22 protein-coding genes are annotated in these 23,201 nt (G+C 64.0%); 4 read left to right on the forward strand and 18 right to left on the reverse strand.

Features of this window, described 5'->3' with window-relative positions:
* Positions 1 to 3 precede the first annotated feature (3 nt).
* Positions 4 to 1,167: an AI-2E family transporter gene (locus QP803_RS12735; protein WP_284943850.1), complete on the forward strand. Its 1,164-nt coding sequence runs from the start codon at positions 4 to 6 to the stop codon at positions 1,165 to 1,167.
* 1 nt (position 1,168) lies between these two features.
* Complete coding sequence (locus QP803_RS12740; RefSeq protein WP_284943851.1) at positions 1,169 to 2,353, forward strand: BaiN/RdsA family NAD(P)/FAD-dependent oxidoreductase; 1,185 nt, start codon at positions 1,169 to 1,171, stop codon at positions 2,351 to 2,353.
* A 186-nt stretch (positions 2,354 to 2,539) separates the two neighbouring features.
* Here the strand turns inward: QP803_RS12740 and add are convergent, their stop codons facing one another.
* The 5 genes from add to gloA form a co-directional block, all read right to left on the reverse strand.
* On the reverse strand, positions 2,540 to 3,547 hold the full coding sequence (add, locus tag QP803_RS12745; protein WP_284943852.1) for an adenosine deaminase: 1,008 nt from the start codon (positions 3,545 to 3,547) through the stop codon (positions 2,540 to 2,542).
* Positions 3,544 to 4,143: a nitroreductase family protein gene (locus QP803_RS12750; RefSeq protein WP_284943853.1), complete on the reverse strand. Its 600-nt coding sequence runs from the start codon at positions 4,141 to 4,143 to the stop codon at positions 3,544 to 3,546. Before QP803_RS12750 ends, add begins: the two co-directional genes overlap by 4 nt.
* A 26-nt stretch (positions 4,144 to 4,169) precedes the next feature.
* Positions 4,170 to 5,021, reverse strand: a complete 852-nt coding sequence (gene olsC, locus QP803_RS12755) for an ornithine lipid ester-linked acyl 2-hydroxylase OlsC (RefSeq protein WP_284943854.1) — start codon at positions 5,019 to 5,021, stop codon at positions 4,170 to 4,172.
* A gap of 204 nt (positions 5,022 to 5,225) precedes the next feature.
* Positions 5,226 to 8,804 carry a vitamin B12-dependent ribonucleotide reductase gene (locus tag QP803_RS12760; RefSeq protein WP_284943855.1) on the reverse strand — a complete coding sequence of 1,193 codons (3,579 nt, stop codon included), beginning with the start codon at positions 8,802 to 8,804 and terminating at the stop codon, positions 5,226 to 5,228.
* 314 nt (positions 8,805 to 9,118) lie between these two features.
* Entirely contained in the window at positions 9,119 to 9,520 is a 402-nt protein-coding gene (gene gloA, locus QP803_RS12765) for a lactoylglutathione lyase (RefSeq protein WP_284943856.1), read from the reverse strand.
* A gap of 67 nt (positions 9,521 to 9,587) precedes the next feature.
* Between gloA and QP803_RS12770 the strand changes: the two genes are divergently transcribed.
* Positions 9,588 to 9,761, forward strand: a complete 174-nt coding sequence (locus tag QP803_RS12770) for a CopG family transcriptional regulator (RefSeq protein WP_284943857.1) — start codon at positions 9,588 to 9,590, stop codon at positions 9,759 to 9,761.
* 5 nt (positions 9,762 to 9,766) lie between these two features.
* Entirely contained in the window at positions 9,767 to 10,048 is a 282-nt protein-coding gene (locus tag QP803_RS12775) for a type II toxin-antitoxin system RelE/ParE family toxin (protein WP_284943858.1), read from the forward strand.
* Positions 10,049 to 10,106: 58 nt separating this feature from the next.
* On the opposite strand, the gene QP803_RS12780 is transcribed toward QP803_RS12775, so the two are convergent.
* From QP803_RS12780 to tsf, 13 genes are all read right to left on the reverse strand, one after another.
* Positions 10,107 to 10,955: an LpxI family protein gene (locus QP803_RS12780; protein ID WP_284947904.1), complete on the reverse strand. Its 849-nt coding sequence runs from the start codon at positions 10,953 to 10,955 to the stop codon at positions 10,107 to 10,109.
* Positions 10,952 to 11,767 (reverse strand): acyl-ACP--UDP-N-acetylglucosamine O-acyltransferase, encoded by an 816-nt coding sequence (gene lpxA, locus QP803_RS12785; protein WP_284943859.1) that lies wholly within the window; start codon positions 11,765 to 11,767, stop codon positions 10,952 to 10,954. Before lpxA ends, QP803_RS12780 begins: the two co-directional genes overlap by 4 nt.
* Positions 11,764 to 12,264: a 3-hydroxyacyl-ACP dehydratase FabZ gene (fabZ, locus tag QP803_RS12790; RefSeq protein WP_284943860.1), complete on the reverse strand. Its 501-nt coding sequence runs from the start codon at positions 12,262 to 12,264 to the stop codon at positions 11,764 to 11,766. The genes lpxA and fabZ overlap by 4 nt, the downstream gene beginning before the upstream one ends.
* A gap of 5 nt (positions 12,265 to 12,269) precedes the next feature.
* On the reverse strand, positions 12,270 to 13,328 hold the full coding sequence (lpxD, locus tag QP803_RS12795; protein WP_284943861.1) for a UDP-3-O-(3-hydroxymyristoyl)glucosamine N-acyltransferase: 1,059 nt from the start codon (positions 13,326 to 13,328) through the stop codon (positions 12,270 to 12,272).
* 3 nt (positions 13,329 to 13,331) lie between these two features.
* Positions 13,332 to 14,138, reverse strand: a complete 807-nt coding sequence (locus QP803_RS12800; protein WP_284943862.1) for an OmpH/Skp family outer membrane protein — start codon at positions 14,136 to 14,138, stop codon at positions 13,332 to 13,334.
* 14 nt (positions 14,139 to 14,152) lie between these two features.
* Entirely contained in the window at positions 14,153 to 16,432 is a 2,280-nt protein-coding gene (gene bamA / locus QP803_RS12805) for an outer membrane protein assembly factor BamA (RefSeq protein ID WP_284947905.1), read from the reverse strand.
* A 342-nt stretch (positions 16,433 to 16,774) separates the two neighbouring features.
* Positions 16,775 to 17,887 carry an RIP metalloprotease RseP gene (gene rseP / locus QP803_RS12810; RefSeq protein ID WP_284943863.1) on the reverse strand — a complete coding sequence of 371 codons (1,113 nt, stop codon included), beginning with the start codon at positions 17,885 to 17,887 and terminating at the stop codon, positions 16,775 to 16,777.
* A gap of 58 nt (positions 17,888 to 17,945) precedes the next feature.
* Positions 17,946 to 19,124, reverse strand: a complete 1,179-nt coding sequence (gene dxr, locus QP803_RS12815) for a 1-deoxy-D-xylulose-5-phosphate reductoisomerase (protein ID WP_284947906.1) — start codon at positions 19,122 to 19,124, stop codon at positions 17,946 to 17,948.
* Positions 19,121 to 19,978 (reverse strand): phosphatidate cytidylyltransferase, encoded by an 858-nt coding sequence (locus QP803_RS12820; RefSeq protein ID WP_284943864.1) that lies wholly within the window; start codon positions 19,976 to 19,978, stop codon positions 19,121 to 19,123. The genes dxr and QP803_RS12820 overlap by 4 nt, the downstream gene beginning before the upstream one ends.
* Positions 19,962 to 20,735, reverse strand: coding sequence for a polyprenyl diphosphate synthase (gene uppS / locus QP803_RS12825; RefSeq protein WP_434082844.1), 774 nt, complete (start codon positions 20,733 to 20,735; stop codon positions 19,962 to 19,964). The genes QP803_RS12820 and uppS overlap by 17 nt, the downstream gene beginning before the upstream one ends.
* A 24-nt stretch (positions 20,736 to 20,759) precedes the next feature.
* Positions 20,760 to 21,281, reverse strand: coding sequence for a ribosome recycling factor (gene frr, locus QP803_RS12830; RefSeq protein ID WP_434082918.1), 522 nt, complete (start codon positions 21,279 to 21,281; stop codon positions 20,760 to 20,762).
* A gap of 59 nt (positions 21,282 to 21,340) precedes the next feature.
* The gene (pyrH, locus tag QP803_RS12835) at positions 21,341 to 22,063 is read right to left on the reverse strand and encodes a UMP kinase (RefSeq protein WP_284943866.1); all 723 of its coding nucleotides are present in this window, start codon (positions 22,061 to 22,063) and stop codon (positions 21,341 to 21,343) included.
* 154 nt (positions 22,064 to 22,217) lie between these two features.
* Entirely contained in the window at positions 22,218 to 23,138 is a 921-nt protein-coding gene (tsf, locus tag QP803_RS12840; protein WP_284943867.1) for a translation elongation factor Ts, read from the reverse strand.
* Positions 23,139 to 23,201 lie beyond the last annotated feature (63 nt).

Below are 23,201 nucleotides of genomic sequence, written 5' to 3' on the forward strand. Positions count from 1 at the left end.
TCAATGCCGACACCTTCGGCGCTCGACGTCATCAAGGACCCCGACGCAAACGCGGCACGTGGTGCGCTGGAACAGAAGCTCGGCCTGGTCGCCGAGCCGCCCGCCGCTGACCCGCGTGGCGCGGAGATGCCGCTGCCGCGCAGCCCGCAGACCGTGTTCCTCGGCATCCTGACGCTCATTGCCATTCTCGCCTGCCTCTATGTCGCGCGCGACATCGTTTTGCCCGTCGTCCTCGCTCTGGTGCTCAAGCTGCTGTTCCAGCCACTGGTGAAGGTGTTGGAGCGTATTCACATTCCCAAGGCGGTCGGCGCGCTCGTCTCGATCGCTCTTTTATTGGGCGTGTTCGTCGGTCTCGGCATGCTGCTATCGAGCCCGGCCTCACGTTGGGCGACGCAAATTCCGCAGGCCTGGCCGATGCTGAAAAAGCGCTTCGCCGTCCTGCAAGCGCCGATCGACCATATCCAGAACACGCTCGACAGCATGGGCGTGCATCTGTCCGGCGCCGGCAGCGACTCCTTCCTGTCCCATCCCGTCAGTATGGTCACCGCCGTGTTCAGTGGCACCGGCACCGTCGCGTCCAATCTTCTCGAAACCCTGCTGGTGCTGTTCTACCTGCTGGTCTTCGGTGAAACCTTTCTGCGCCGTCTGGTGGAAGTGCTGCCGCGTTTCGACGACAAGCGCGAGGCGGTGGAAATCTCCCAGCACATGGAGAAGGACCTTTCAGCCTATTTGCTGACGATCACCATCATCAACGCCCTCGTGGGCTGCGGCACGGCGATCGTCATGTGGATCTGCGGCGTGCCGGGTCCGATCCTTTGGGGCGTCGTCGCCTTCTGCCTCAACTTCGTGCCGATCCTCGGGCCGTTCTGCGGCATCCTGCTGTTTCTCGCCGTCGGTCTGGTCACCGAAGGCTTCGTCTGGATCGCGGTGCTGCCGGCCGGCCTGTATTTCGCCATCCATGTGGCGGAGGGCGAGATCATCACGCCGATGCTGCTCGCCAGCCGCTTCACCATCAATCCCGTGGCGGTCATGCTGTCGCTGATCTTCTGGTATTGGATGTGGGGCGTAGCGGGCGCCATTCTCGCGGTGCCGATGCTGGCGATCCTCAAGATCATCTGCGACCGACTGCGGCCCTTCCGCGCCTTCGGCCATTTGTTGGAAGGCTAGCGTGGAGACATTTGACGCCGTCATCATCGGGGCCGGCGCTGCCGGGCTGATGGCGGCGATAACAGCCGGCCAACGCGGCCGGCGCGTGCTGCTGCTGGACCATGGCGCGGCACCGGGCGCCAAAATCCTGATATCCGGTGGCGGTCGCTGCAACTTCACCAACCGCGTCGCACCGGCAGGGCGGTTCCTGTCGGCCAATGCGCATTTCTGCAAATCCGCCCTCAGCCGCTATACGCCCGCCGACTTCATCGCCCTCGTCGATCGCCATGGCATCGCCTGGCACGAAAAGACGCTCGGGCAATTGTTCTGCGACGGCTCGGCCAAGCAGGTGGTGGAGATGCTGGTCGCGGAATGCCGTTCGGCGGGCGTGGAGATGCGCCTCGGGCAGGCGGTGCGGAGCATCGCGCATGATGGCGCCTTCGTCGTGGAGACGGGCCAGAACCGCATCAGAGCCGCCGCGCTGGTCATCGCCACGGGCGGCCTGTCGATCCCCAAGCTGGGCGCAACAGGCTTCGCGTATGAGGTCGCGGCACAGTTCGGCGTGCCGGTAACACCTGTCCTGCCTGCCCTGGTGCCGCTGACCTTCAACGAGCCGGAGGTCGCCATGATGCGGGCGCTGTCGGGCGTCTCGCTGGTGGCGCTGGTGAGCATCGGCAAGACCGTGTTTCGCGAGGCGATGCTGTTCACCCATCGCGGCCTGTCGGGTCCCGCGATCCTCCAGGCGTCGAGCTATATCGGTGCCGGCGAGGCCCTGACGATCGACCTTGTGCCGGATCGAGATGCCGCGTCGCTGTTGCTGGCGCGCAAGCGGGAGCGGCCGCGCATTGAGTTGCGGACGGCGCTGGCGGAGCTTCTGCCCCAGCGCCTGGCGCAGGCCCTTGCACCGGACGGTGAGGCCGCGCCGATCGGCGGTTTGGCGGACAAGGTGCTGGTGGCGATGGCCGAGCGGCTGAAGCGCTGGCGGCTGACACCTTCGGGCTCCGAAGGCTACGCCAAGGCCGAGGTCACGCGCGGCGGCATCGATACCCGCGCGCTGTCGTCGCAGACGATGGAGGCGCGGACGGTGCCGGGGTTGTATTTCGTGGGTGAGGCCGTGGACGTGACCGGCTGGTTGGGCGGTTACAATTTCCAATGGGCCTGGGCGAGTGGCTTCTCGGCGGGGGAGGCCATCGGAGCATCGTCTTAAACGCATCGTCATCCGGCGATGACAAATGCCACCGCCCCCTCACCGTCATCCGCGCACTTGATGCGCGGATCTACCCGTTGCGGCGCCCACACGCCGTCATGGCGCCAAAACGGGTAGGTTCGCGGATCAAGTCCGCGAATGACGGATAATGGGGTGGGCGACGAAGCAGTACGAACAGCAGCTCCGTTACCAAACCGCCAGCTTCGCCAACAAATCCCGCTTCACCTCGGGCGGGGCGAAGGACGCCTCGACCGAAGTGCGCGCCATGGCTCGGATTTCGTCATCGCCCCAGCCGAAGGCCTCCACAAGCCGGACATATTCGTCGACGAGCGTCGTCTCCAGAAGGGCCGGATCGTCACTGCCGATCGAGACGGGAATGCCGTGGCGACGCAGCTTGTCGATCGGGTGGTCCGCATAGCTGGCAAATAGACCGAGGGTCACATTGCTGGTCGGCGTGATGTCGAGCGGAATGCCCCTGTCACGCAATTCATCCATCAGCGCAGGGTCTTGCAGCGCGCGCACGCCATGATCGATGCGCTCGGCACCCAGCAGATGAATCGCGTCCCGAATGCCGTCCGGACCGCTCGATTCGCCGGCATGGACAGTGCGACGGAACCCGGCCTCCGCGGCGCGGCGGAAGGCGTCTGCAAACCGCGGACCGGTGCGGCCGGCCGAAGCCTCATTCCCATCGATCGACAGCGCCACGATGCGCGGATTGGCGAGGTCGATCATCATGTCGAGCAACTCGGTCGCCTCATCGGCCGTCTGATGGCGCAACAGGCTGAGGCAGACGCCGACCGGCGGCAGACCGTCCATCTCGGCCGCCGAGAAGCCATGGTCGAGGGCGGTGATCAGTTCGGGCAGCCGGTCACGCCAGGCCGGCCAATGGGTGGGATTGATGATGGCATCGGCATAGCCCGCGCCATTATCGGCCATGCGCTGGCTGAAATCATAGGCCATCGTCTCGATCTGCTCGGAGGTGCGAACCAGCCCGCAACTCCAGTCGAGGAAGCCCAGAAACTCGCTGAGGTTGCGGAAGGTGAACAGCGCCTCTGGCGGCCGCGGCAGGGGTTCCCCCGCCTCCGCCGCCAGAGCCACGATCTGCGCACGCTCGAAACAGCCTTCGAGGTGAACATGAATCTCCGCCTTGGGCAGAGAGAGCAGTCTCTGCCGGTCGGCGGCGCGTGCAATCACGCCGGGAAGCCGCCTTCGAAGGCGATCTCGGCGACCGGCTTGCGCGGGCTCGGCATTTCACGGCCCTGCAAAAACTCGGGCAGGATCGACTTGTCGCCGAGCTTGCCGACGGCGACGGCTGCCTCGACGCGATACCCGGCCGGCAGGCCGAGTTCGGCTGCGGCGCGCGGCATGTCGAAGCCGGCCATGCCGTGGCAGTGCCAGCCGAGCTTCGAGCCTTGCAGCGCAAAGGCCGCCCAGGCGGCGCCAGCGTCGAATGAATGACTATGCGAGGGCACCGCTTCTTTAGCGCCCGGCGGCTGCATCATGGGGTTGGACGCGATCACCAGAAGCGCGCCGGCGCGCTTGGCCCAGCTCTGGTTGAACTCGTTCAGCAGGTCCAGGAACTTGTCCCAATGCTCGGTCCCACGAATGGCATAGAGGAACACCCAGGGCTGCGAATTGTAGGAGGACGGCGCCCAACGCGCGGCCTCGATCATCGACATCAGGTCTGCCTGGGGGATCGCCTCTTCGGTAAAGGCGCGGGGCGACCAGCGCTCCAGGAAGATCGACTCGATGTCGTGATCCGCAGTCCGTCCGTTGACGTTCATCGTCATAAGCGCGTGCCTTTGTCGTTGAGAGATCAGTGAGTAACAGGCTTGGCGTTCCGCAAGGCTTCCGCCTCCGCATAGAACTTCTTTTCCCAGGCCGAGTGGTTTTCCACGCCTTCGCGAATGAAGGGTGTGAAGATTGCGATACTGAGCAGCGCCTTGTGGAACAGGTTTGCCGGGAAGCGCAGCGGCTTGTCGAAATCCACGAACAAAACCACCCGCGTCTCATCGGAATGATTCCAGGCCTCATGCTCGAAGGCGTCGTCGAAGATCAGGGCGCGGCCTTCCTGCCAATGGCAGATCTCGGTGTCGACGCGGATGGCGATCTTGTCGGGATGGGGCGGCACCTTCAGGCCGAGATGCAGCCGCAGCACACCGTTATACGGGCCGCGATGCGCCGGCAGATGCTTGCCGGGCTCGAAGATGGAGAACATCGCCGTCCGCAGGCCAGGGATCGTCTGCACGATGCGCCAGGTCTCAGGGCAGAGGGCGGTGTTGCGCGCGGAGGTATTGCCATAGCCGGTCAGGAAGAAGGTTTTCCAGCCCTGGTCGGTGCTGATGGTGGCGACGTCGGTCGAGATATCGCTGAAGGCCGGCAGCTCATTCTTGCGCGTCAGCACGTGATCCAGCTCGGTGCGGATCGCCTGCCATTCGCGTTCGATCTGATAGGCCCAGGGGAAGGTGGCGAGGTCATAGACCGGCGGATTGCCGACCTTGGAACAACGAAGGTTCAAGCGCTCGACCCAGGCGACGACGGACATGATGGCCCGGGTGGTGAGGCTGGGGCGGCTCATTGGCTTGATGCCGTCGGTGCCGAAACTCTGCTGGGCCGCAGGTTTATGCGGCCCGGTCTGGTTCGTAACGGTCTGATCGATCGCGTTCATTCTATCCTCCGCAAGCGTCTCCTGATACGCCAGCGGCCGCGGGTTTGGCGAGTGGCCGTCACGCGTCTGTCATAAGACGGTAGCGCGTGACGGCCACCGGCCACAAAGGATGTCATGCTCGGCGCAGGCCGAGCATCCACGTCTTCTTTGGGTCCCACAGGCAAGACGTGGATGGCACGCCTTCGCGTGCCATGACGAGAACTTCTACGAGCAGCCGCTGGTGCTGCCGCAGGTGACGCATTTCAGGCAGGTGCCGTTTCGGACCATGGTGAAGTTGCCGCATTCGGGGCAGCTATCGCCCTCATACCCCTTCACCTTCGCTTCCCGCATCCGGCTGGCGCGATCGTCCCCCGTCGGTGCCATCGCAACGGCCGTTGCCGCCAAGCGCGAGGATCCGCGCACGAACCCCTTGCTGACATCGCGCTGGATACCGGCGAGCGCGGAGCGCGCCTCCTCCGCCGTCTGGCTGCCGGTGCGCGGCAGATTGCCCTCCGTCTCCCCGCCGCCGAGCGTGTCCGGCATCAGGTCGGACGGATCGACATGCGCGAGATCATTGCGCGCGAGATAGGAAATGGCGAGTTCGCGGAAGATATAGTCGATGATCGAGGTCGCCATGCGGATGGCCTCGTTGCCCTGCACCATGCCGGCGGGCTCGAAGCGCGTGAAGGTGAAGGCCTCCACGAACTCCTCCAGCGGCACGCCGTATTGCAGGCCGATCGAGATGGCGATGGCGAAGTTGTTCATCAGCGAGCGGAAGGCGGAGCCTTCCTTGTGCATGTCGATGAAAACCTCGGCGAGGCTGCCATCCTCGTATTCGCCCGTCCGCAGATAGACCTTGTGGCCGCCGACCGAGGCCTTCTGCGTATAGCCCTTGCGGCGATCCGCCAGGCGACGACGCTCGGCACGATGAATGACGCGCTCCACGATCCGTTCGGCCATCACGGTGGCCTGCGCCGTCGGGTTCATGGCGATCAACTCCTCCGCCTCATCCGCGTCATCGATCAGCATCGAGGACAGCGGCTGGCTGAGCTTGGAGCCGTCGCGGTAGAGCGCATTGGCCTTGAGGCCGAGGCGCCAGGACAGCAGATAGGCTTGCTTGCAATCCTCGACCGTGGCCGCGTTCGGCATGTTGATGGTTTTTGAAATCGCGCCGGTGATGAAGGGCTGTGATGCCGCCATCATGCGAATGTGGCTCTCGGCGGAGAGGAAACGCACGCCGATGCGGCCGCAGGGGTTGGCGCAATCGAAGACCGACAGATGCGCGGGATCGAGTTCCGGCGCGCCTTCCAGCGTCATCGCGCCGCAGATGTAGGTGTTTGCGGCCTCGATCTGGGCGCGCGTGAAACCGAGTGCCGTTAGCAGATCGAAACCGGGCGCGGCGATCGCTTCCGCCTTCAGGCCGAGCGTGCCGGTGAGGAAGTCCTCCCCAAGCGTCCATTTGTTGAAGACGAACTTGATGTCGAAGGCGGCGAGAAGCTGCGATTCCACCTTCTCCAACTCGGTCGCGCCGAAGCCCTTGGCAGTCAGGCTCTGCTGGTTGATGGCGGGCGCGCCGGTCAAGGTCGCATGGCCCACGGCATAGCGGATCATGCGATCACTCTGCTCGGCCGTATAGCCGAGGGTTGCCAGCGCATCGGGCACGATGCGGTTGATGATCTTGAAATAGCCGCCACCGGCGAGCTTCTTGAACTTCACGAGGGCGAAGTCCGGCTCGATGCCGGTCGTGTCGCAATCCATCACCAGACCGATGGTGCCGGTGGGGGCCACCACACTGACCTGAGCATTGCGATAGCCGTAGGCCTCACCCATCGCCAGCGCCTCGTTCCAGACATCGGCGACGGCACCGGCAAGACCGGGATCGGGGCAATGGGCGCGCAGGAAGGGTACCGGCGCTACGGTCAAGTCCTCATAGGATTCGGTGCCGCCCTGCGCCGCGCGGCGATGGTTGCGGATGACCCGCAGCATCGACTCCCGATTGGCGGGGAATTCCGGAAAGGCACCGAGCTGGGCTGCCATCTCGGCCGAGGTGCGATAGGCGACGCCGGTCATGACGGCGCTGATGCCGGCACAGATCGAACGGCCGCCATCGCTGTCATAGGACAGGCCGGCTGCCATCAGCAGGCCGCCGAGATTGGCGTAGCCGAGGCCGAGCGTCCGATAGTCATAGGACAGGCGGGCGATTTCCTTGGAGGGGAACTGCGCCATCAGCACGGCGATTTCCAGAACCACGGTCCAGATCCGCACGCCATGCGTGAACAGCGCCGTATCGAAATGGCCATCTTCGCGCCGGAAAGCGAGCAGGTTCAGCGAGGCGAGATTGCAGGCGGTGTCATCGAGAAACATGTATTCCGAGCAGGGATTGGACGCATTGATGCGTCCACCGGCCGGGCAGGTATGCCACTCGTTGATGGTCGTGTCGTATTGCACCCCTGGATCGGCGGAGGCCCATGCGGCGGCGCCGATCTGGTCCCACAGCGCGCGCGCCTTCAGGGTCTTGTGAACCTTGCCATCCGTGCGGCGAATGAGGTTCCAATCCTTATCGTCCAGCACCCGCTGCACGAAGTCGTTCGTGATCCGGACGGAGTTGTTGGAATTCTGGCCGGCGACGGTCAGATAGGCTTCGCTATCCCAATCGGTGTCATAGGTGCGGAAGGCAAAGCTCTCTTCGCCCTGGCGCGCGGCTTCGATAGCGCGGCGGATATAGTTTTCCGGGATCGCGCAGTCCTTGGCCTTTCGCACGGCGGCCTTCAGCAGCGAATTCTTGGTCACGTCATAGGCGCCATCGCCCAGATCGGCGGTCGCGTCACGGCACGCGAAGACCACGCCGTCCAACTGGCGCTTCGTCATCTTGGAGCCGGCGACCAGGGCCGCGACCTTCTGCTCCTCGATGACCTTCCAATCGACATAGGCCTCGATATCCGGATGATCGACATCGACCGAGACCATCTTGGCGGCGCGGCGGGTGGTGCCGCCGGACTTGATGGCGCCGGCGGCGCGGTCACCGATCTTGAGGAAGCTCATCAGACCGGAGGACCGGCCGCCGCCGGACAGACGCTCCCCGTCGCCGCGCAGCTTGGAGAAGTTGGAGCCGGTGCCGGAGCCGTATTTGAACAAGCGGGCTTCGCGCACCCAAAGATCCATGATGCCGCCTTCGTTCACCAGATCGTCTGACACCGACTGGATGAAGCAGGCATGCGGCTGCGGATGCTCATAGGCGCTGGTGGACTCAACAACCTTGCCGGTTGCGGAGTCGACGTAGAAGTGGCCCTGAGCGGGACCGTCGATGCCGTAAGCCCAATGCAACCCGGTGTTGAACCACTGCGGCGAATTCGGCGCCGCCATCTGCTTGGCCAGCATGAAGCACAGCTCGTCACGGAAAGCGCGGGCATCAGCCTCGGTGTCGAAATAGCCGCCCTTCCAACCCCAATAGGTCCAGGTGCCGGCCATACGGTCAAAGACCTGGCGCGCCGTGGTCTCACCGGTCAGGCGCTCGGCTTCGGGGAGCTTCGCCAGCGCGTCCTGATCGGGCACATGGCGGCGCAGCCAGCTCGGCACGCCGGCCTCCTCGACCGGCTTGAGGGCCGCCGGGATGCCCGCCTTGCGGAAATACTTCTGCGCCAGAACATCCGACGCGACCTGCGACCAGGCCTTGGGTACCTCGATATCGGCGAGGCGGAAGATCACCGACCCATCGGGATTGCGGATTTCGCTGGTGGTGCGGGCGAACGCGATGTCGCCGTAGCGACCGTCGGCGTCCGTGGTCAATTCCCTCTCGAAGCGCATGACGATCGGTCCTTATCAGCCTTGGATTGCGGAAGCGCCGATCTGTCGATGACGGCGCCGTTACCCAAGATGTAGTAGGCAAACTGTCTTAGAGCAACCAGATGTTGCTTATTGACAGGTCTGCGTCATCGGCGCAGGGCGCACGGTGATACGAGACTACGCGAGGTTGCGGGGTTTTTGGAAGACGAATCGCAGGGGTTGCAACGGGCAGCGATGAGCGTGACCTTAACGCCACGCTCATCATCCCTCCATCGACTCGTAGACGACAGAATCGTTTGAGAATCGGGGCTTGAAGCCCGATCCTCACGTGGACCTCAGTGACGCTCGATGAGTTCGATCTTGTAGCCGTCCGGATCTTCGATGAAAGCGATGACGGTGGTGCCGAATTTCACCGGCCCCGGCTCGCGCGAAATCTTGGCGCCGGCGGCGCGCAGCTTCTCACAGGTCGCATAGATATCGGAGACGCCGAGGGCGAGATGGCCGAAGGCGGTGCCCGGCTCATAGTGATCGACGCCGTAGTTATAGGTCAGTTCCAGCGCGGTATGGGTTGTCTCGTCGCCGTAGCCCACGAAGGCGAGGGTATATTTGCCGTCGGGCACGTCCGTGCGGCGAAGCTCCTTCATGCCGAGATGCTCGGTGTAGAAGGCGATGCTGCGCTCCAGATCGCTGACGCGGAGCATGGTATGGAGGTAAGTGAATTCCTGGGTCTGGCTCATGACGCGCGTTCCTTATGATTGGGCGGGTGCAGAGGTGTGCTATACCTCGGCCAATTGGAAGGTGGGTATGACCGAGCAAAAGTCGATTTTTGATGTTGAACCTGATGAGGCTCTAGAGGCCCGGCTTGATGACGAAGCGGAAGCGGCTTGCTCTGCCGGTCGCGTCGTGTCTCACGCTAGGGTCATCGAGTGGCTGAAGTCGTGGGGAACATCTGACGAACTGCCGCGCCCGATCCCGTAGCGCCTTTGACTGACATCGTTTGGACCGAGCCAGCGCTCGCGAATCTTCAAGCCATCCGCGATTACATACAGCAGTTCAATCCCTATGCTGCGGTCACGGTGGCTGCGGACCTCATCGCGACTGGCAATGGTCTGATCAATTTCCCGTATCGCGGAAGGCCTGTTCGCGGCACCAGCATGCGGGAGGTCGCGTCTTGTTACCCCTATATCATCCGTTACCGGATAAGCGGCGAGGATTTGGTCATTCTTCGTATCCGCCACGCGTCACGCCGGCAGACCATCCCATAGCCACGTCGGAGGGTGGAAAAGCGCAGCGCATTCCACCGAAGCCGCCTGATCGTCCGCCTCAGCTTTTCAGCGAGTCGGCGCCTAGCCCGAGGATAAAGAACCCCGCCGCGTCAGCCGCCGCGATCATGCGGTCGCGGTCCATGATGATCGTGCCCCCGCCCTCGAAAGCCAGGCCACGTAACCCGGCCTCGACGGCGCCCCTCACCGTCTCCTCCCCGATCGTCGGCAGGTCGGCGCGGCGGTCCTGGCCCGGCTTGACCAGCTTGACCAAGACGCCGCCAGGCCCTGGCCAGGCCAAAGGCCCGCAGCGCTTGAGCATGGCGTCCGTCCCCTCGACCGCCTCCACCGCGAGCACGATGCCGGCCTGAACGACGCAGCCCTGCCCGACATCGGCGGTCCCAAGGGCGCGGCAAACGGCAATGCCCCGCGCAATATCCGTCGTCGCTTGCTCATCCGGCCCGACCTTGGTCATCAGGCCGGCGCGGCCGACCAAACCGCCGAGCACCTCATGCGCGCCGAGAACGCGAAACCCCTCCTCCCCCAAGACGCGGATCACCGCCTTCAGCAGGCCGTCATCGCCGGCAAAGGCTGCGCGCCCGATCCGGGTGAGCAGACGCATGCCATCCGCTTCAGGCCGGAGATCGAAGAAAGAGGGTCGCTTGATCGGCCCCACGAGCACCAGATCGCCGCAACCTTTCTCGCGCAGCAGCGTGAGCATGCGGTTGGCAGCGCCCATGCGCATGAAGACATGGGGAAAGGGCGCCAGCCGATCGGCCTCCGCATGACCCTCAAGGCCGATGATGAAAACCGGCCGCCCGGTCGCCTGAGCCGCGATTGCGACGGACGCCGGCAGCGGGCCGCTTCCGGCGATGATCCCCAGGCCCGTCGGCGCAGATGCGTCGGTCAGGCGGCGTCCTCAGTCTCAACCGCACGGCTGTCGCGCCGGATAAGACCGCGTTTGCTCGGTGCCTCGATGAAGCTGAGAATCTCAGCGACAATGGGGTCAGCCCCGTAGCGCATCCGCGTCTCGGCCACACGCGCGGCAAACAGACCGTCATGACGGAACAGCAAGCGGAAGGCGGCGCGGAGCCCGCGAATGGCAGCCGGGTCGAGTCCTCGCCGGCGCAAGCCGACAATGTTCAAACCGGACAACCGGGCGCGATTGCCCATGACCATGCCGAAGGGAATGACATCGGCTTCGACACCCGAAACACCACCGACCATCGCGCCACGCCCGATACGGACGAACTGATGCAGCGCGGCGCTGCCGCCGATGACGGCGCCATCCTCGATCGTAACATGGCCGCCCATCACGACATTGTTCGCCGCGATCACGCCGTTGCCGAGCGTGCAATCATGAGCCACGTGAACCACGGCCATGAGAAGGCACTTCTCGCCGACCCGCGTGATGCCAGCGCCCGTCGCGGTGCCCCGGTGGATCGTACAATGCTCGCGCACCTGTGTTCCGGCGCCGATCTCGCAACGGGTCGGCTCGCCGCGATATTTGAGATCCTGGGGCGGCAGGCCAACGCTCGCAAAGGGATACAGAATCGTCCCCGTGCCGAGACGCGTATGGCCGTCGATGACCACGTGGGACATCAGCTTGACGCCGTCCTCAAGGACAACATTCGGCCCGATGTGGCACCAAGGGCCGATTTCGACCCCGGCACCGAGCACAGCGCCCTCCGCCACGAGGGCGGCCGGATGGATGAGCGTCACGAACCAACCGACTCCATGATCATCGCCGCGAATGTCGCTTCCGCCACGGATACCCCTTCGACCCGCGCGATGCCGTGGAATTTCCAGACATTGCCGCGATGGCGCTGCTTGACCACATGCACCTGCAGCCGGTCGCCTGGCAGCACGGGGCGGCGAAACTTGGCGCCCTCGACGGACATGAAATAGACCACCCGGCCACGCGCTTCCGGCCCCAAGGTTTCCACCACGAGAACAGCAGCGGTCTGCGCCATGCTCTCGATAATGAGAACCCCAGGCATGACCGGGTGGTTGGGGAAGTGGCCCTGGAAGAACCCCTCGTTGATCGAGACATTCTTGATGCCGATGGCTGAGACGTTCTTGATCATATCGACGACGCGATCGATCAGCAGAAACGGATAGCGATGCGGTATCGCCCGCATAATGCCAGCAATATCGACGACATGCCTGACGTTGGTCTCGTCGGTCACGGCGAGGCCGTGATCAGTCTCAGCATCCATGGGCCTTAGTCCACGCTCGGGTGGTGTTTGGCCGCATCATCGCGCCGCATGAGGCGGCGAAGATATGCGACCTGACGAAAGAACTCTCTCACCGGCTCGGCCGGACTGCCGACAACTTCGGCACGTGCCGCCACGTCCGCCATAACGCCAGCTTGGGCGCCGATCTTCGCGCCACGTCCAATATGGAGATGACCCGCAAATCCTGCCTGACCCGCAACGGTGACGTGATCATCAAGAATAGTCGATCCTGAGATCCCGACTTGCGCCACGATCACGCAGCCCCGGCCAAGGCGCACGTTATGTGCAATCTGAACCGAATTGTCGAGGCGCGACCCTGCGCCGATGACCGTATCCTGGGAAGACCCGCGATCGACCATGGAATTGGCGCCGATTTCGACATCATCCTCGATAATGACCCGGCCAAGCTGCGGAACCGTGATGAATCCCTCGGGCGTCACCTCGAAGCCGAAGCCTTCCTGCCCCAGGCGCGCGCCCGGCAAGATGAAGACGCGATTGCCGATCAAGCTGTGGCTGATCGTGCAACTGGCGGAAATCCTGGTGTCTTCACCGATCTCGACACCGGGCCCGATCGAGACGAGCGGCCCGATGCTGCTGCGCGCGCCAATGCGGGCGCCTGCACCGATCACGGCCAGAGGTCCGATTTCCACCGAGTCGTCGATCATCGCCGTCGGATCGACGACCGCCGACGCATGAATGCCGGGTGAGGCCGCTTCGCGCGGATGAAAAAGGCCGGCGACGCGTGCCCAAGCGGCGTATGGGCTCGTGGCCACCAGGGCGACCGCCGTTGCCGGAACCTGGTTCACCAGCGCGGCATCCAAGATCACCGCGCCGGCGCGGGTGCCCGATAGCGCTGCCATATAGCGGCGATTGGTAAGGAAACTGACCTCGGTCGGCCCCGCCGTCTGCAGCGGGGCCACGCCCGTGAAGCACGCGTCTGTCGGCAGTCCCTCTGCCGACAGACGCATGACCTCAGCGAGACGTGCGAGAGAGAACGGACCTTGCCGCCGGAAGAACCGCGGATCTCCAGCGACCGGGGCAATCAAAGCTTACTGACCCTGCTGTGCCTGCATCGACGCCGCAGTCACATTCGCGAAAGCCGCATCGGGCGGCACCACGACGGACGGCATCACCAGGTTCAGCTCCTTCGTGACTTCATCGCTGATGTCGAAGGAATTGATGTTGAGGGCGACCTGGGCGCGATGCAGCACGAGGTTCATGCCCCGGCTTTGCGCGACCTGGCGGATCACCGCGATCAATGTGCGTTCGACCTGGCCGAGTGCCACCTGGGCAGCGGCTTGGATCCGGGCTTCATGGTTGCGGAAAACGATCTGCGAATTGGCGACACGCTGCTGGAGCGCCATTTCACGGGCACGCAGTTCGTCGGGCGGCAGATGCGCGCGCGGATCGGCGAGCACTGCCTGGGTCCGACGCCAAACCTCCTGCTCGGCCTGGGCTTGCTTCGTCAGCGCGGCGCGGCGCGCCTGGATTTCCTTATCGACAGCCTGCGCCGCAGTCGAACCCTGCAATACATCAGGGACGCCGATCACACCGATCGTCGGCACCGGCGCGACATCACCCTTGGACAAGGGGGGCAAAGCCGGGATCGGCGCATTGGCCTGCGCCTGAACGGCGGCCGTCGCGGCGGCGTCAACCTTGGGGTCGGTGGGCGCCGGCGGCATCGCGGGCATAGCCACTGGCGCGTATTTCTGAGCGCGATGCGACTTGGAGGCACCTGCCGCCGCATGCGGCGCCCCCTGGCTCGGAACGAACCAACCAGGCTGAGAGGTTTGTGCCTGCCCGAGGGACGGCGCGAGAACAACCGCGGTCGCGATGGCGACGGCGTAGCGGGACATATATCGCAATGGAGTTAAAACCTTGTGCCGAAGCCGAAGCGGAATACTTGGGTCTTGTCGTCGGTGTATTTTACGAGGGGATCGGCCAAGTCGATATTGATCAGACCGAAGGGCGTATCCCACGAGAAGCCTACACCGGCAGCGACGCGCGGCGCCGGCGTGCCGTAGATTGGGCCGTTTGACTCTTTAACGCCGGACAGCGCACCGACATCCACAAAGACCCGGCCCGTGAGCCCAATATCCGGCGAAATCGGCAGTGGGAATCGAACTTCCGTCGTCTGCGTATAGATGAAATCACCACCGAGGCTATCGCCGGTTGCCTTATCATGGGGACCGGCACCGCCCTGCTCGAAGCCGCGCATATTCTGGCCGCCGAGAAAGAAGTTATCGATGATGAATTGCCGGCCACCGTAGTTATAGAGGTAGCCGGCGCTGCCCGAGAGGGCCAAGGTCCAGAGGCTATTGCCCGAGAAGTAGTCGAGCGGCACGTAAAGGCCGCCATCCAACTTGGCACGGACATAGTCCGAATCGCCACCGAGACCGGCCAGATCCGTGCTGAGGCGAAGGATATAGCCGTCATGCGGATCGATGATGCTGTCGCGCTGGTCATAGGTCAGCGTCTGCCCGATCTGGGACAGCAGCGACCACCCGGCCTCATCCGAGATGTAAATGCTGGCGCCGGATTCGATGTTGTACACATCGCGATCGACGAGCGAGTAGTTCACCTGCTGCGACATATGGTCGTTAAAGGCATATCCGGTCCGCACCGTGACACCGGTGCGGGATTCCTCGTAGCCAGAAACGTCCTGATTATCGTCCGTTGTGTGGAACAGGTCGCCGCCGAGCAATAGGTTGCGGTCGAGGAAATACGGGTCGGTGACCGACAGATCGACCTGACTGGCGCGCTGCGCGAGAACGCCCGTGATACCGGCATTGATGCCGGTGCCGATGAGGTTCTTTTCGCTGAGGCCAAGATCGATCAAGGCGCCGTCATCGCTCGAATAGCCGCCGCCGATGGTCAGAGAGCCGGTCGATTGCTCCTGAACATTGGTGGTCAATACGATCTTATCCGGCGCCGACCCTGGCTCGGTATTCATGCCGACATTCTTGAAATACTGGAGGTCCATCAACCGCTGACGCGACCGCTTGATGGCGTCAGCGTTGAACGCGTCCCCTTCGGCGATCTGGAACTCGCGCCGGATGACCTTATCCTCGGTGCGGGAATTGCCGCTGATGTCGATCCGCTCGACGAAGACCCGCGGTCCCTCGACGATATCGAAGGTGACATCGACGACATGCCGGCCCCGGGCATCGACATGCTTATGCAGGATCGGATTGACCAGGACGAAGGCATAGCCGCGCCCCTGCACGTCGCTGGTGATGGCCTGAACGGTTTGGGTGACGGAATCACCATTGAACCAATCGCCCTTGCCCATCTGCAGGTCGCCCCTGAGGGTCGAACCATCGAGATGCGGCAGATGCGAGACGATCTTCAGGTCACCAACATGGTAGCGCGGCCCTTCATTCATCACGAAGGTGACGAAGAAGGACGAGCGATCCGGCGCCAGCTCGGCATTGGTGCTGAGAAGCTGGAAGTCCGGGTAGCCACTGCGCAAGTAGAAACGCTTCAGAAGGTCGCCATCGAGGCCGACCCGCGCCGGATCGTAGGAGTCACTGGAGGACAGGAAACGCCACCAGGCGCTTTCGCGGCTGGAAATGACCGTCCGCAGCGTGCCCTCGCTGTAATGCTTGTTCCCCACGAAGGCGATGCGGCTGATGAAGGTGGCCCGGCCATCATGGATGCGGAACACCAGATTGACCCGGTTTTCCGGCAACTGAATGATCTGCGGCACGACCGTGGTCGAGTAATAGCCCTTCTTAGCATAGGCGTCCAAAATCGCCTGGCGGTCGGCCTCAGCGGCCTCGGCCGTATAGACCGAGCGGGACTTCAGCTGCGTAGCGTCCGCGAGGTTCGCGCGCGTCAGCTGGTTGTTACCCTCAAAGGCGACCTGGCTAATCAGCGGATTTTCCACGACCTGAACCACAAGGTCATTGCCCGTACGCGCGATCGCGACGTTCTTGAACAAGCCCGTGGCATAGAGGGTCTTGAGGCTCTGATCGATCAATTTAGGATCGAAGGCATCACCCGGAGAGAGCAGCATATAGGAAGCGATGGTCCCGCTCTCGATCCGGTGGTTGCCCTCCACATCGATCGCCACGATCGTATTGCCGGCTTGCACCACCCTGGATGGCGCATGCTGAACGGGCGCATGCTTGTGAGTGCGCAGAGGCACCTGGGACAAAGCTGCACCGGGGACAAACGCGGGCAGAAGGCAGGCTGTTGCGAGCAGCGCAGCACGAGTGCGAAGCAAAGAACGCGTCTCCCTCAGTTCCGGCTCATAGAGAGGCCGGTCAGCACAGCCGGCCGGGTCGGCTGGCACGTCTTATAGGCCGGCGGATCACCGCGCCGATGGCGTGGAAAAACGCGCTTTAGGCCGTTGATAGTCCGGCAATTTAACCCGAAAGGCGTTGCCCATCGAAATTTGCCCTAACGCACGGCACGTCGTCGCGGCAAGCGATTTCTGGTCTCGCTGTTAACGAGACCGTTATCGGAGCCGCAATCGAGCCTCCTTACGTCATCCAGCGAGATGCGTCACCCAGCGAACGAAGCCTAACTGCGTCACATCGTTCCAGGTGGCGAAGACAAACAGGCAAAGCAGCAAGGCAAAGCCCGCGCGGAAGCCATATTCCTGGGTGCGAGCAGAGATCGGGCGGCCGCGAATGGCCTCCGCGAGGTAGAACAACAAGTGGCCACCATCCAGGACGGGAATCGGAAAAAGGTTAATCAAGCCGAGGTTCACAGACAGCACCGCGATGAAGGACACCAAGCTGGCGATGCCCAGGGCCGCGACCTGACCGGACAGGGCAGCGATTCGCAGCGGGCCGCCGAGCTGGTTCAGACCGGTGCGATGGGCGACGATCTGCCACAGGCCATTCAGCGTCTCCCGCCCGACCGTCCAGGTTTCGAGCAGGCCTTCTCGCACCGCATCCACCGGCCCAAGGCGCTTGAAGACCTGCGGACCTTCCATGACACCCAGCACGCCATGCTGGCCGCCATGCCCATCAGGCGCGCTGCCGATCGTCAGTTGCAGCATGATCGTATTCTGGCCGCGCAGCAGCGTCAGAGGAACGCTTTTGCCAGGGTTCGGCGCGACCTGATGCTGGATATCCTGGAAGCTTTGGATCGCCTGACCGTCGATGCTTTCGATGCGGTCGCCCGGCTTGATATTGGCGGTCGCCGCCACGGAATTCGGCATGACCTTGCCGATCACCGGGTCGGGCATCGGCTTGCCGACCGCCGCGAAGAGCCCAACGAACAGAACGGCCGCCAGGACAAAATTGGCGATCGGCCCGGCTGCGATGACGATCATGCGCCGCCAGACGGGTTTTTCATGGAAGGTGCGGCCGGATAGCCAGGCCGCCCGCTCCTCCACCGTCGCGTCCTGCGGACGCTCCTGCCCGTGCAGCTTCACGTAGCCGCCGAGGGGAATCCAAGCGAGCTTCCACACGGTGCCGCGCCGATCGGTCCAGCGCGCGATCGATTGCCCGAAGCCGATGGAAAAGGCTTCGACGTGAACGCCCATCCAACGCGCGGCCGCGTAATGGCCCATTTCATGGACAAAAACGAGGACGCCGAGGACGACGGCGAAGGACGCGAGAGTACGGAGCAGTTCGGGGAGAGCGTGCATGATCGAGGTTTCTACTGCCTGACATCGCCGCGGTCACGCGGCACTTAAAAGGGAGTGGTCACGCGGTACTTGAGCGTGACGGGATCATCGCTTGAGCCGCCGCGCGCGCGGCGGCGTCCAGCGCGATGATGGTGTCGAGATCGGTCGCGGGCGGAGCGCCGAGGCGGGCAAGCACCCCCTCCACCATGCTGACGATGTCGAGGAAGCCGATCCGCCGTTCCAGGAAGGCGGCGACCGCCACTTCATTGGCGGCGTTCATGATCGCGGGGGCACCGCCGCCTGCGGCCAACACCTCTCGTGCGACGCGCAGAGCAGGAAAGCGCACCTCGTCCGGCGGCGCGAAATCGAGCTGGGACAGCGCCGCAAGGTCGAGCCGCTGGGCGGTGGTGCGAATGCGGCCGGGCCAGCCCAGAGCGTGGGCGATGGGAATATGCATATCCGGCGCGCCGAGCTGCGCGATCATGCTGCCATCGTGGTAGCAAACGATGCCATGCACGACGGATTGGGGATGGACCACCACCTCCACCGCGTCACCGGCCAGCCCGAACAGTCGGGCCGCTTCGATGATCTCAAGCCCCTTGTTCATCATGGTGGCCGAATCGATGGAGATCTTGGCGCCCATCGACCACACCGGGTGACGCAGGGCCGCTTCCGGCGTGATCGCGGCCATGGCGTCCAGGCTCGTCGTCCGGAACGGGCCGCCCGACGCGGTCAGGATGATGCGCTCCACCGTGCCGCGATTAGGGGCGTCTAGGCATTGGAAGATCGCGTTATGCTCGGAATCGACCGGCAGGAGCAGCGTGCCCGAAGTCCGAACCGCGTCCATCATGATGTCGCCGGCCGAGACCAGCACTTCCTTATTCGCGAAGGCGATGGCACCGCCCCGGCGAATGGCGGCCAAGGTCGGATGGAGGCCCGCCATGCCAATGATCGCCGCCATGGTCCAGTCCGCCGGCAATGCCGCCGCTTCCGACACCGCATCCGCGCCGGCAGCCGCCTGGATATTCGTGCCGGACAATGCCGCGCGCAGCGCAGGCAGGGCAGATTCATCGTAAATCACGGCGATCTCCGCGCCGCAGAGCTTCGCCTGCTCGGCCAGGAGTGCCACGTTGCGACCACCCACCAGCGCGCGCACGCGGTAGCGCGCCGGGTCGGCCAGGATGAGGTCCAAGGTCTGGGTGCCGACGCTGCCGGTGCTGCCCAAGATACTGACGGTCTTCACGTCTGCGGTCTTCATTGCCACAGTAATACTCCCTCTCCGATGGCGGCGGCGACAAGCGCCGCCACGGGCGCTGCGGTCAACATGCCATCCAGCCTATCGAGCAAACCGCCATGCCCTGGAATCGAGCGACCCGAATCCTTGACCCCGAAATGCCGCTTGAGCCCGCTTTCGAGCAAGTCGCCGATCTGCGAAGCGGCGCCCAAAATGACGGCAATCAGCACGCAATGCGCCACCGCGATGGGCCCGCCCGCCCAGAGTGCGACGCCATAGCCAACGAGACCGGCCGCCAATAGGCCGCCGATTGCGCCTGAGCGGGTTTTACCGGGCGAGATCTGGGGCGCGAGCTTCGGGCCGCCGACCAGACGGCCGACCAGATAGGCGCCGATATCGCTCGACCAAATGATGAGCACCAGGAACAGCATATCCCACCGCCCGACCAGCGGCACATGCCGCAGCCGGACCATGGCGATCGCCGCCGGAGCGACATAGACGAAACCGGCGACCAGCCAAAGCGCATGGCGGTCCCGTCCGAACAGCACGTACCCGAGTGCCGCGAGACAGGCGGCCAGAAAAAGGGCGGCGGGCGCGCCGGCGGCCATGGCCACGATCGGAACGGCACCCATGCCCACAGGCAGCAGGATCACGGGCCATCGGCGCGGTTCATCGCCGTTCATCCCCGCCCATTCGGCCGCACATCCGGCCGCACCAAGGGCGACCAGAAGCGCCCATGGTCCCTTACCAAGCCAAAGGCAGGCCAAGGCCAGCGGCGCCAGGATGGCGGCGGAACTGATGCGCTTGCCAAGGTCACCCCATCGCCGGCCACGCTTCGGGTCGTTCGCCCCGGCGGCGCGGTCAGTCGACGTTGGCACCGTAGCGCCGCTCTCGCCGTCCGAATTCCGCCAGGGCGACCGTCAGATCCTGGGCGCAGAAATCCGGCCACAGCACATCGAGGAAGACCAGCTCGGCATAGGCGCATTCCCACAGCAGAAAGTTGGACAGCCGCTGCTCGCCACTGGTGCGGATCAGAAGATCGGGATCAGGCATCGCGGAGGTCGAGAGGAAGCGGCAGAAACCATCCTCGTCCAACGTCTCCGGATCGATCTCACCGGCCTTGGCGGCACGGGCGACATCGCGCGCGGCGGCCAGGATATCGGTCCGGCCGCCATAGGACAGGGCGATCGTCAAATTCAGGCGACGGTTGTCGGCGGTGTGCCGCTCGGCGCGGTCGAACTCAGCGCGCAGTTCGGGTGAAAAACGCCCACGCTCCCCGATCACCCGAAAGCGCACGCCGTTCTCACCCAATTCCTTGAGTTCGCTGCGAAGATATTGCCGCAGGAGAGTCGTGAGGTCGGTCACCTCCGCGGCAGGCCGGCGCCAATTCTCACTGCTGAAGGCATAGAGCGTCAGCCATTCGATCCCGGAGTCGATCGCGGCCTCGATGCAACGCCGCACTGCCTTGGCGCCGGCATGATGGCCCGCGACGCGCGGCAGGCCCCGCGCCTTCGCCCAACGCCCATTGCCGTCCATGATGAGGGCGACATGGCACGGCACTGCGGCGGCGCCGCCACCGGCTTTTGCACGAGGCGCCTCCGCCCGTATCGCGGCGGTCGACAGGTCAGAGGCCATGGCGCTTGTCACAACGACCTGCGCTCATACCTGACGAATCTCACGATCTTTTTCGGCGGCAACCTCATCGACGCGCTTCACGAAGCTGTCGGTCAGCTTCTGCACTTCCTCGGACCAATCCGACGCCTCATCCTTGCTGATCAGGCTTTTCTTCTCCGCCGCCTTGATCTGCTCCATCCCATCACGCCGCACGCCGCGCACCGCGATACGCGCGCCTTCGGCATAGCGATTGGCGGCCTTTGCCAGTTCGACGCGACGCTCACCCGTCAACTGCGGAATGGGCACGCGCACGATCTGGCCGTCACCGCTGGGATTGAGGCCCAGGCCAGAATCGCGAATGGCGGCGACCACGGCATTGACCAGGCTGCGATCCCAGACCTGGACCGTGATCATGCGCGCTTCCGGCACCGCAATCGTGCCGACCTGGGTCAGCGGCGTGCTGGTGCCATAGGCCTCGACCTGCACCGGCTCCAACAAGGCGGGGCTCGCACGACCGGTGCGCAAGCCGCTGCAATCCTTGCGCAGCGTCTCGATCGCGCCCTCCATACGGCGGGACAGATCCTGCTTGATGCTATTCAGGTCAGTTGCCACAGGGTCCTCCTCCGTCAGACGTCGCGAATCATCGTATAGGCACCCTCGCCCCGCATGACCGAGGCGAAGGCCCCCACGCGGTGAAGGTTGAACACCAGGATCGGGAGGTGGCTTTCCCGCGCCAGGCTGATCGCCGCCGCATCCATCACAGCCAGATCCTGGGACAGCACGTCCAGATAGGTCAGCGTGTCGTAGCGCTTCGCATCTGGGATCTTATGGGGATCGGCGGAATAGACACCATCGACCTGAGTGCCCTTGAGCAGAGCCTCACAGCCCATCTCAGCGGCGCGCAAGGCGGCGGCCGTATCGGTCGTGAAGAAGGGGTTGCCGGTGCCCGCCGCGAAGATCACGATCCGGCCCTTTTCCATGTGGCGCTGGGCGCGCCTGCGAATATAGGGCTCGCAGAGGCTGGCCATGGGGATGGCGGATTGCACCCGCGTGGGCAGCCCTGCCCGCTCCAGCGCGCTCTGCATGGCGAGGGCATTCATCACCGTGGCGAGCATGCCCATGTAATCGGCCTGGGCGCGATCCATACCAGCCGCAGCACCGCGCACGCCCCGGAAGATATTACCGCCACCGATGACGAGGCAGACTTCGACGCCCATGGCGACAACAGCGCCGATATCCTGGGCGATTTGAACCATGGTCTGGGTATCGAGCCCATATTCGCCAGGCCCCATCAGCGCCTCACCCGAGAGCTTGAGGAGCACGCGCTTATAGAGAGGCTGACCGTCCATGTTGTCCTTGATCTTCAGCGCCTGCGGCGCATCCGGGCTTACAGCTCCGGCGCGCGCACCCTAAAGACAGGGCACTGGCGCCACAAGGGTCGTCAGAGTCGACGGGCGGAAGGGGGGTTTAGCCCCATCCCGCCTGTCGGTCCGACTCTCTATCTTAGACGACCGGTGCAAGACCCGCGGTTGCCGCCACTTCCGCGGCGAAATCCGTGACCTGCTTCTCGATGCCCTCACCCAGATGGAAGCGGTCGAAACCGACCAACTTCGCGCCGGACTTTGCAACGACCGCGCGCACCCGGCTTTCGCCGTCATGCACCCAGACCTGCTCAAGCAGAACGACTTCTTCGTAGTATTTCCGGATACGCCCTTCGACCATCTTTTCGATGATCGCCTCGGGCTTGCCGGACGCGCGCGCCTGCTCGCTCAGCACATCGCGCTCGCGCGCCAAGGCCTGCGGATCGACGGCATCGACATCGAGCGCATCGGGGCGGGTCGCAGCCACATGCATGCCGACCTGGCGGCCAAGCTGCTCCAAAGCCGCCAGCTCGCTCGGCGCTTCCAGCGCCACGAGAACGCCGATCTTGCCGAGGCCCGGCTTCAGGGCGTTATGCACATAGGTCGCAACCGTGCCGCTGCTGACCTTCAGCACGCGGACGCGGCGAATGGTCATATGCTCACCGATGGTCGCGACCATCTGCGTCAACTGCTCAGCCACGGAATGGCCGGTGCCGGGGAAGCTCGCGGCCTTGATGGCCTCGACATCTTCACCGACGTCGAGCGCGATCGTGGCGACCGTCGTGACGAAATCCTGGAAGGTTTCGTTGCGCGCGACGAAATCGGTCTCGGCATTGATCTCGACCATGGCGGCCACGTTCGGGCGGCTGGCGACGCCGATCAGCCCTTCCGCGGCAACGCGGCCAGACTTCTTGGCGGCGGCGGACAGGCCCTTCTTGCGCAGCCAGTCGATGGCGCCGTCGAGGTCGCCACCGGATTCGGTGAGCGCCTTCTTGCAGTCCATCATGCCCGCACCGGACTTCTCGCGCAGGTCTTTGACCAGAGCGGCGGTGATCTCAGCCATCGGGGATCTCCGTGTGTTTGGAGTGCTATTTTAGAGAGACAAAGCCGTGTTTGAGGTCAAATC

The sequence above is a fragment of the Acidisoma sp. PAMC 29798 genome (assembly GCF_030252425.1).
GTDB lineage: Bacteria > Pseudomonadota > Alphaproteobacteria > Acetobacterales > Acetobacteraceae > Acidisoma > Acidisoma cladoniae.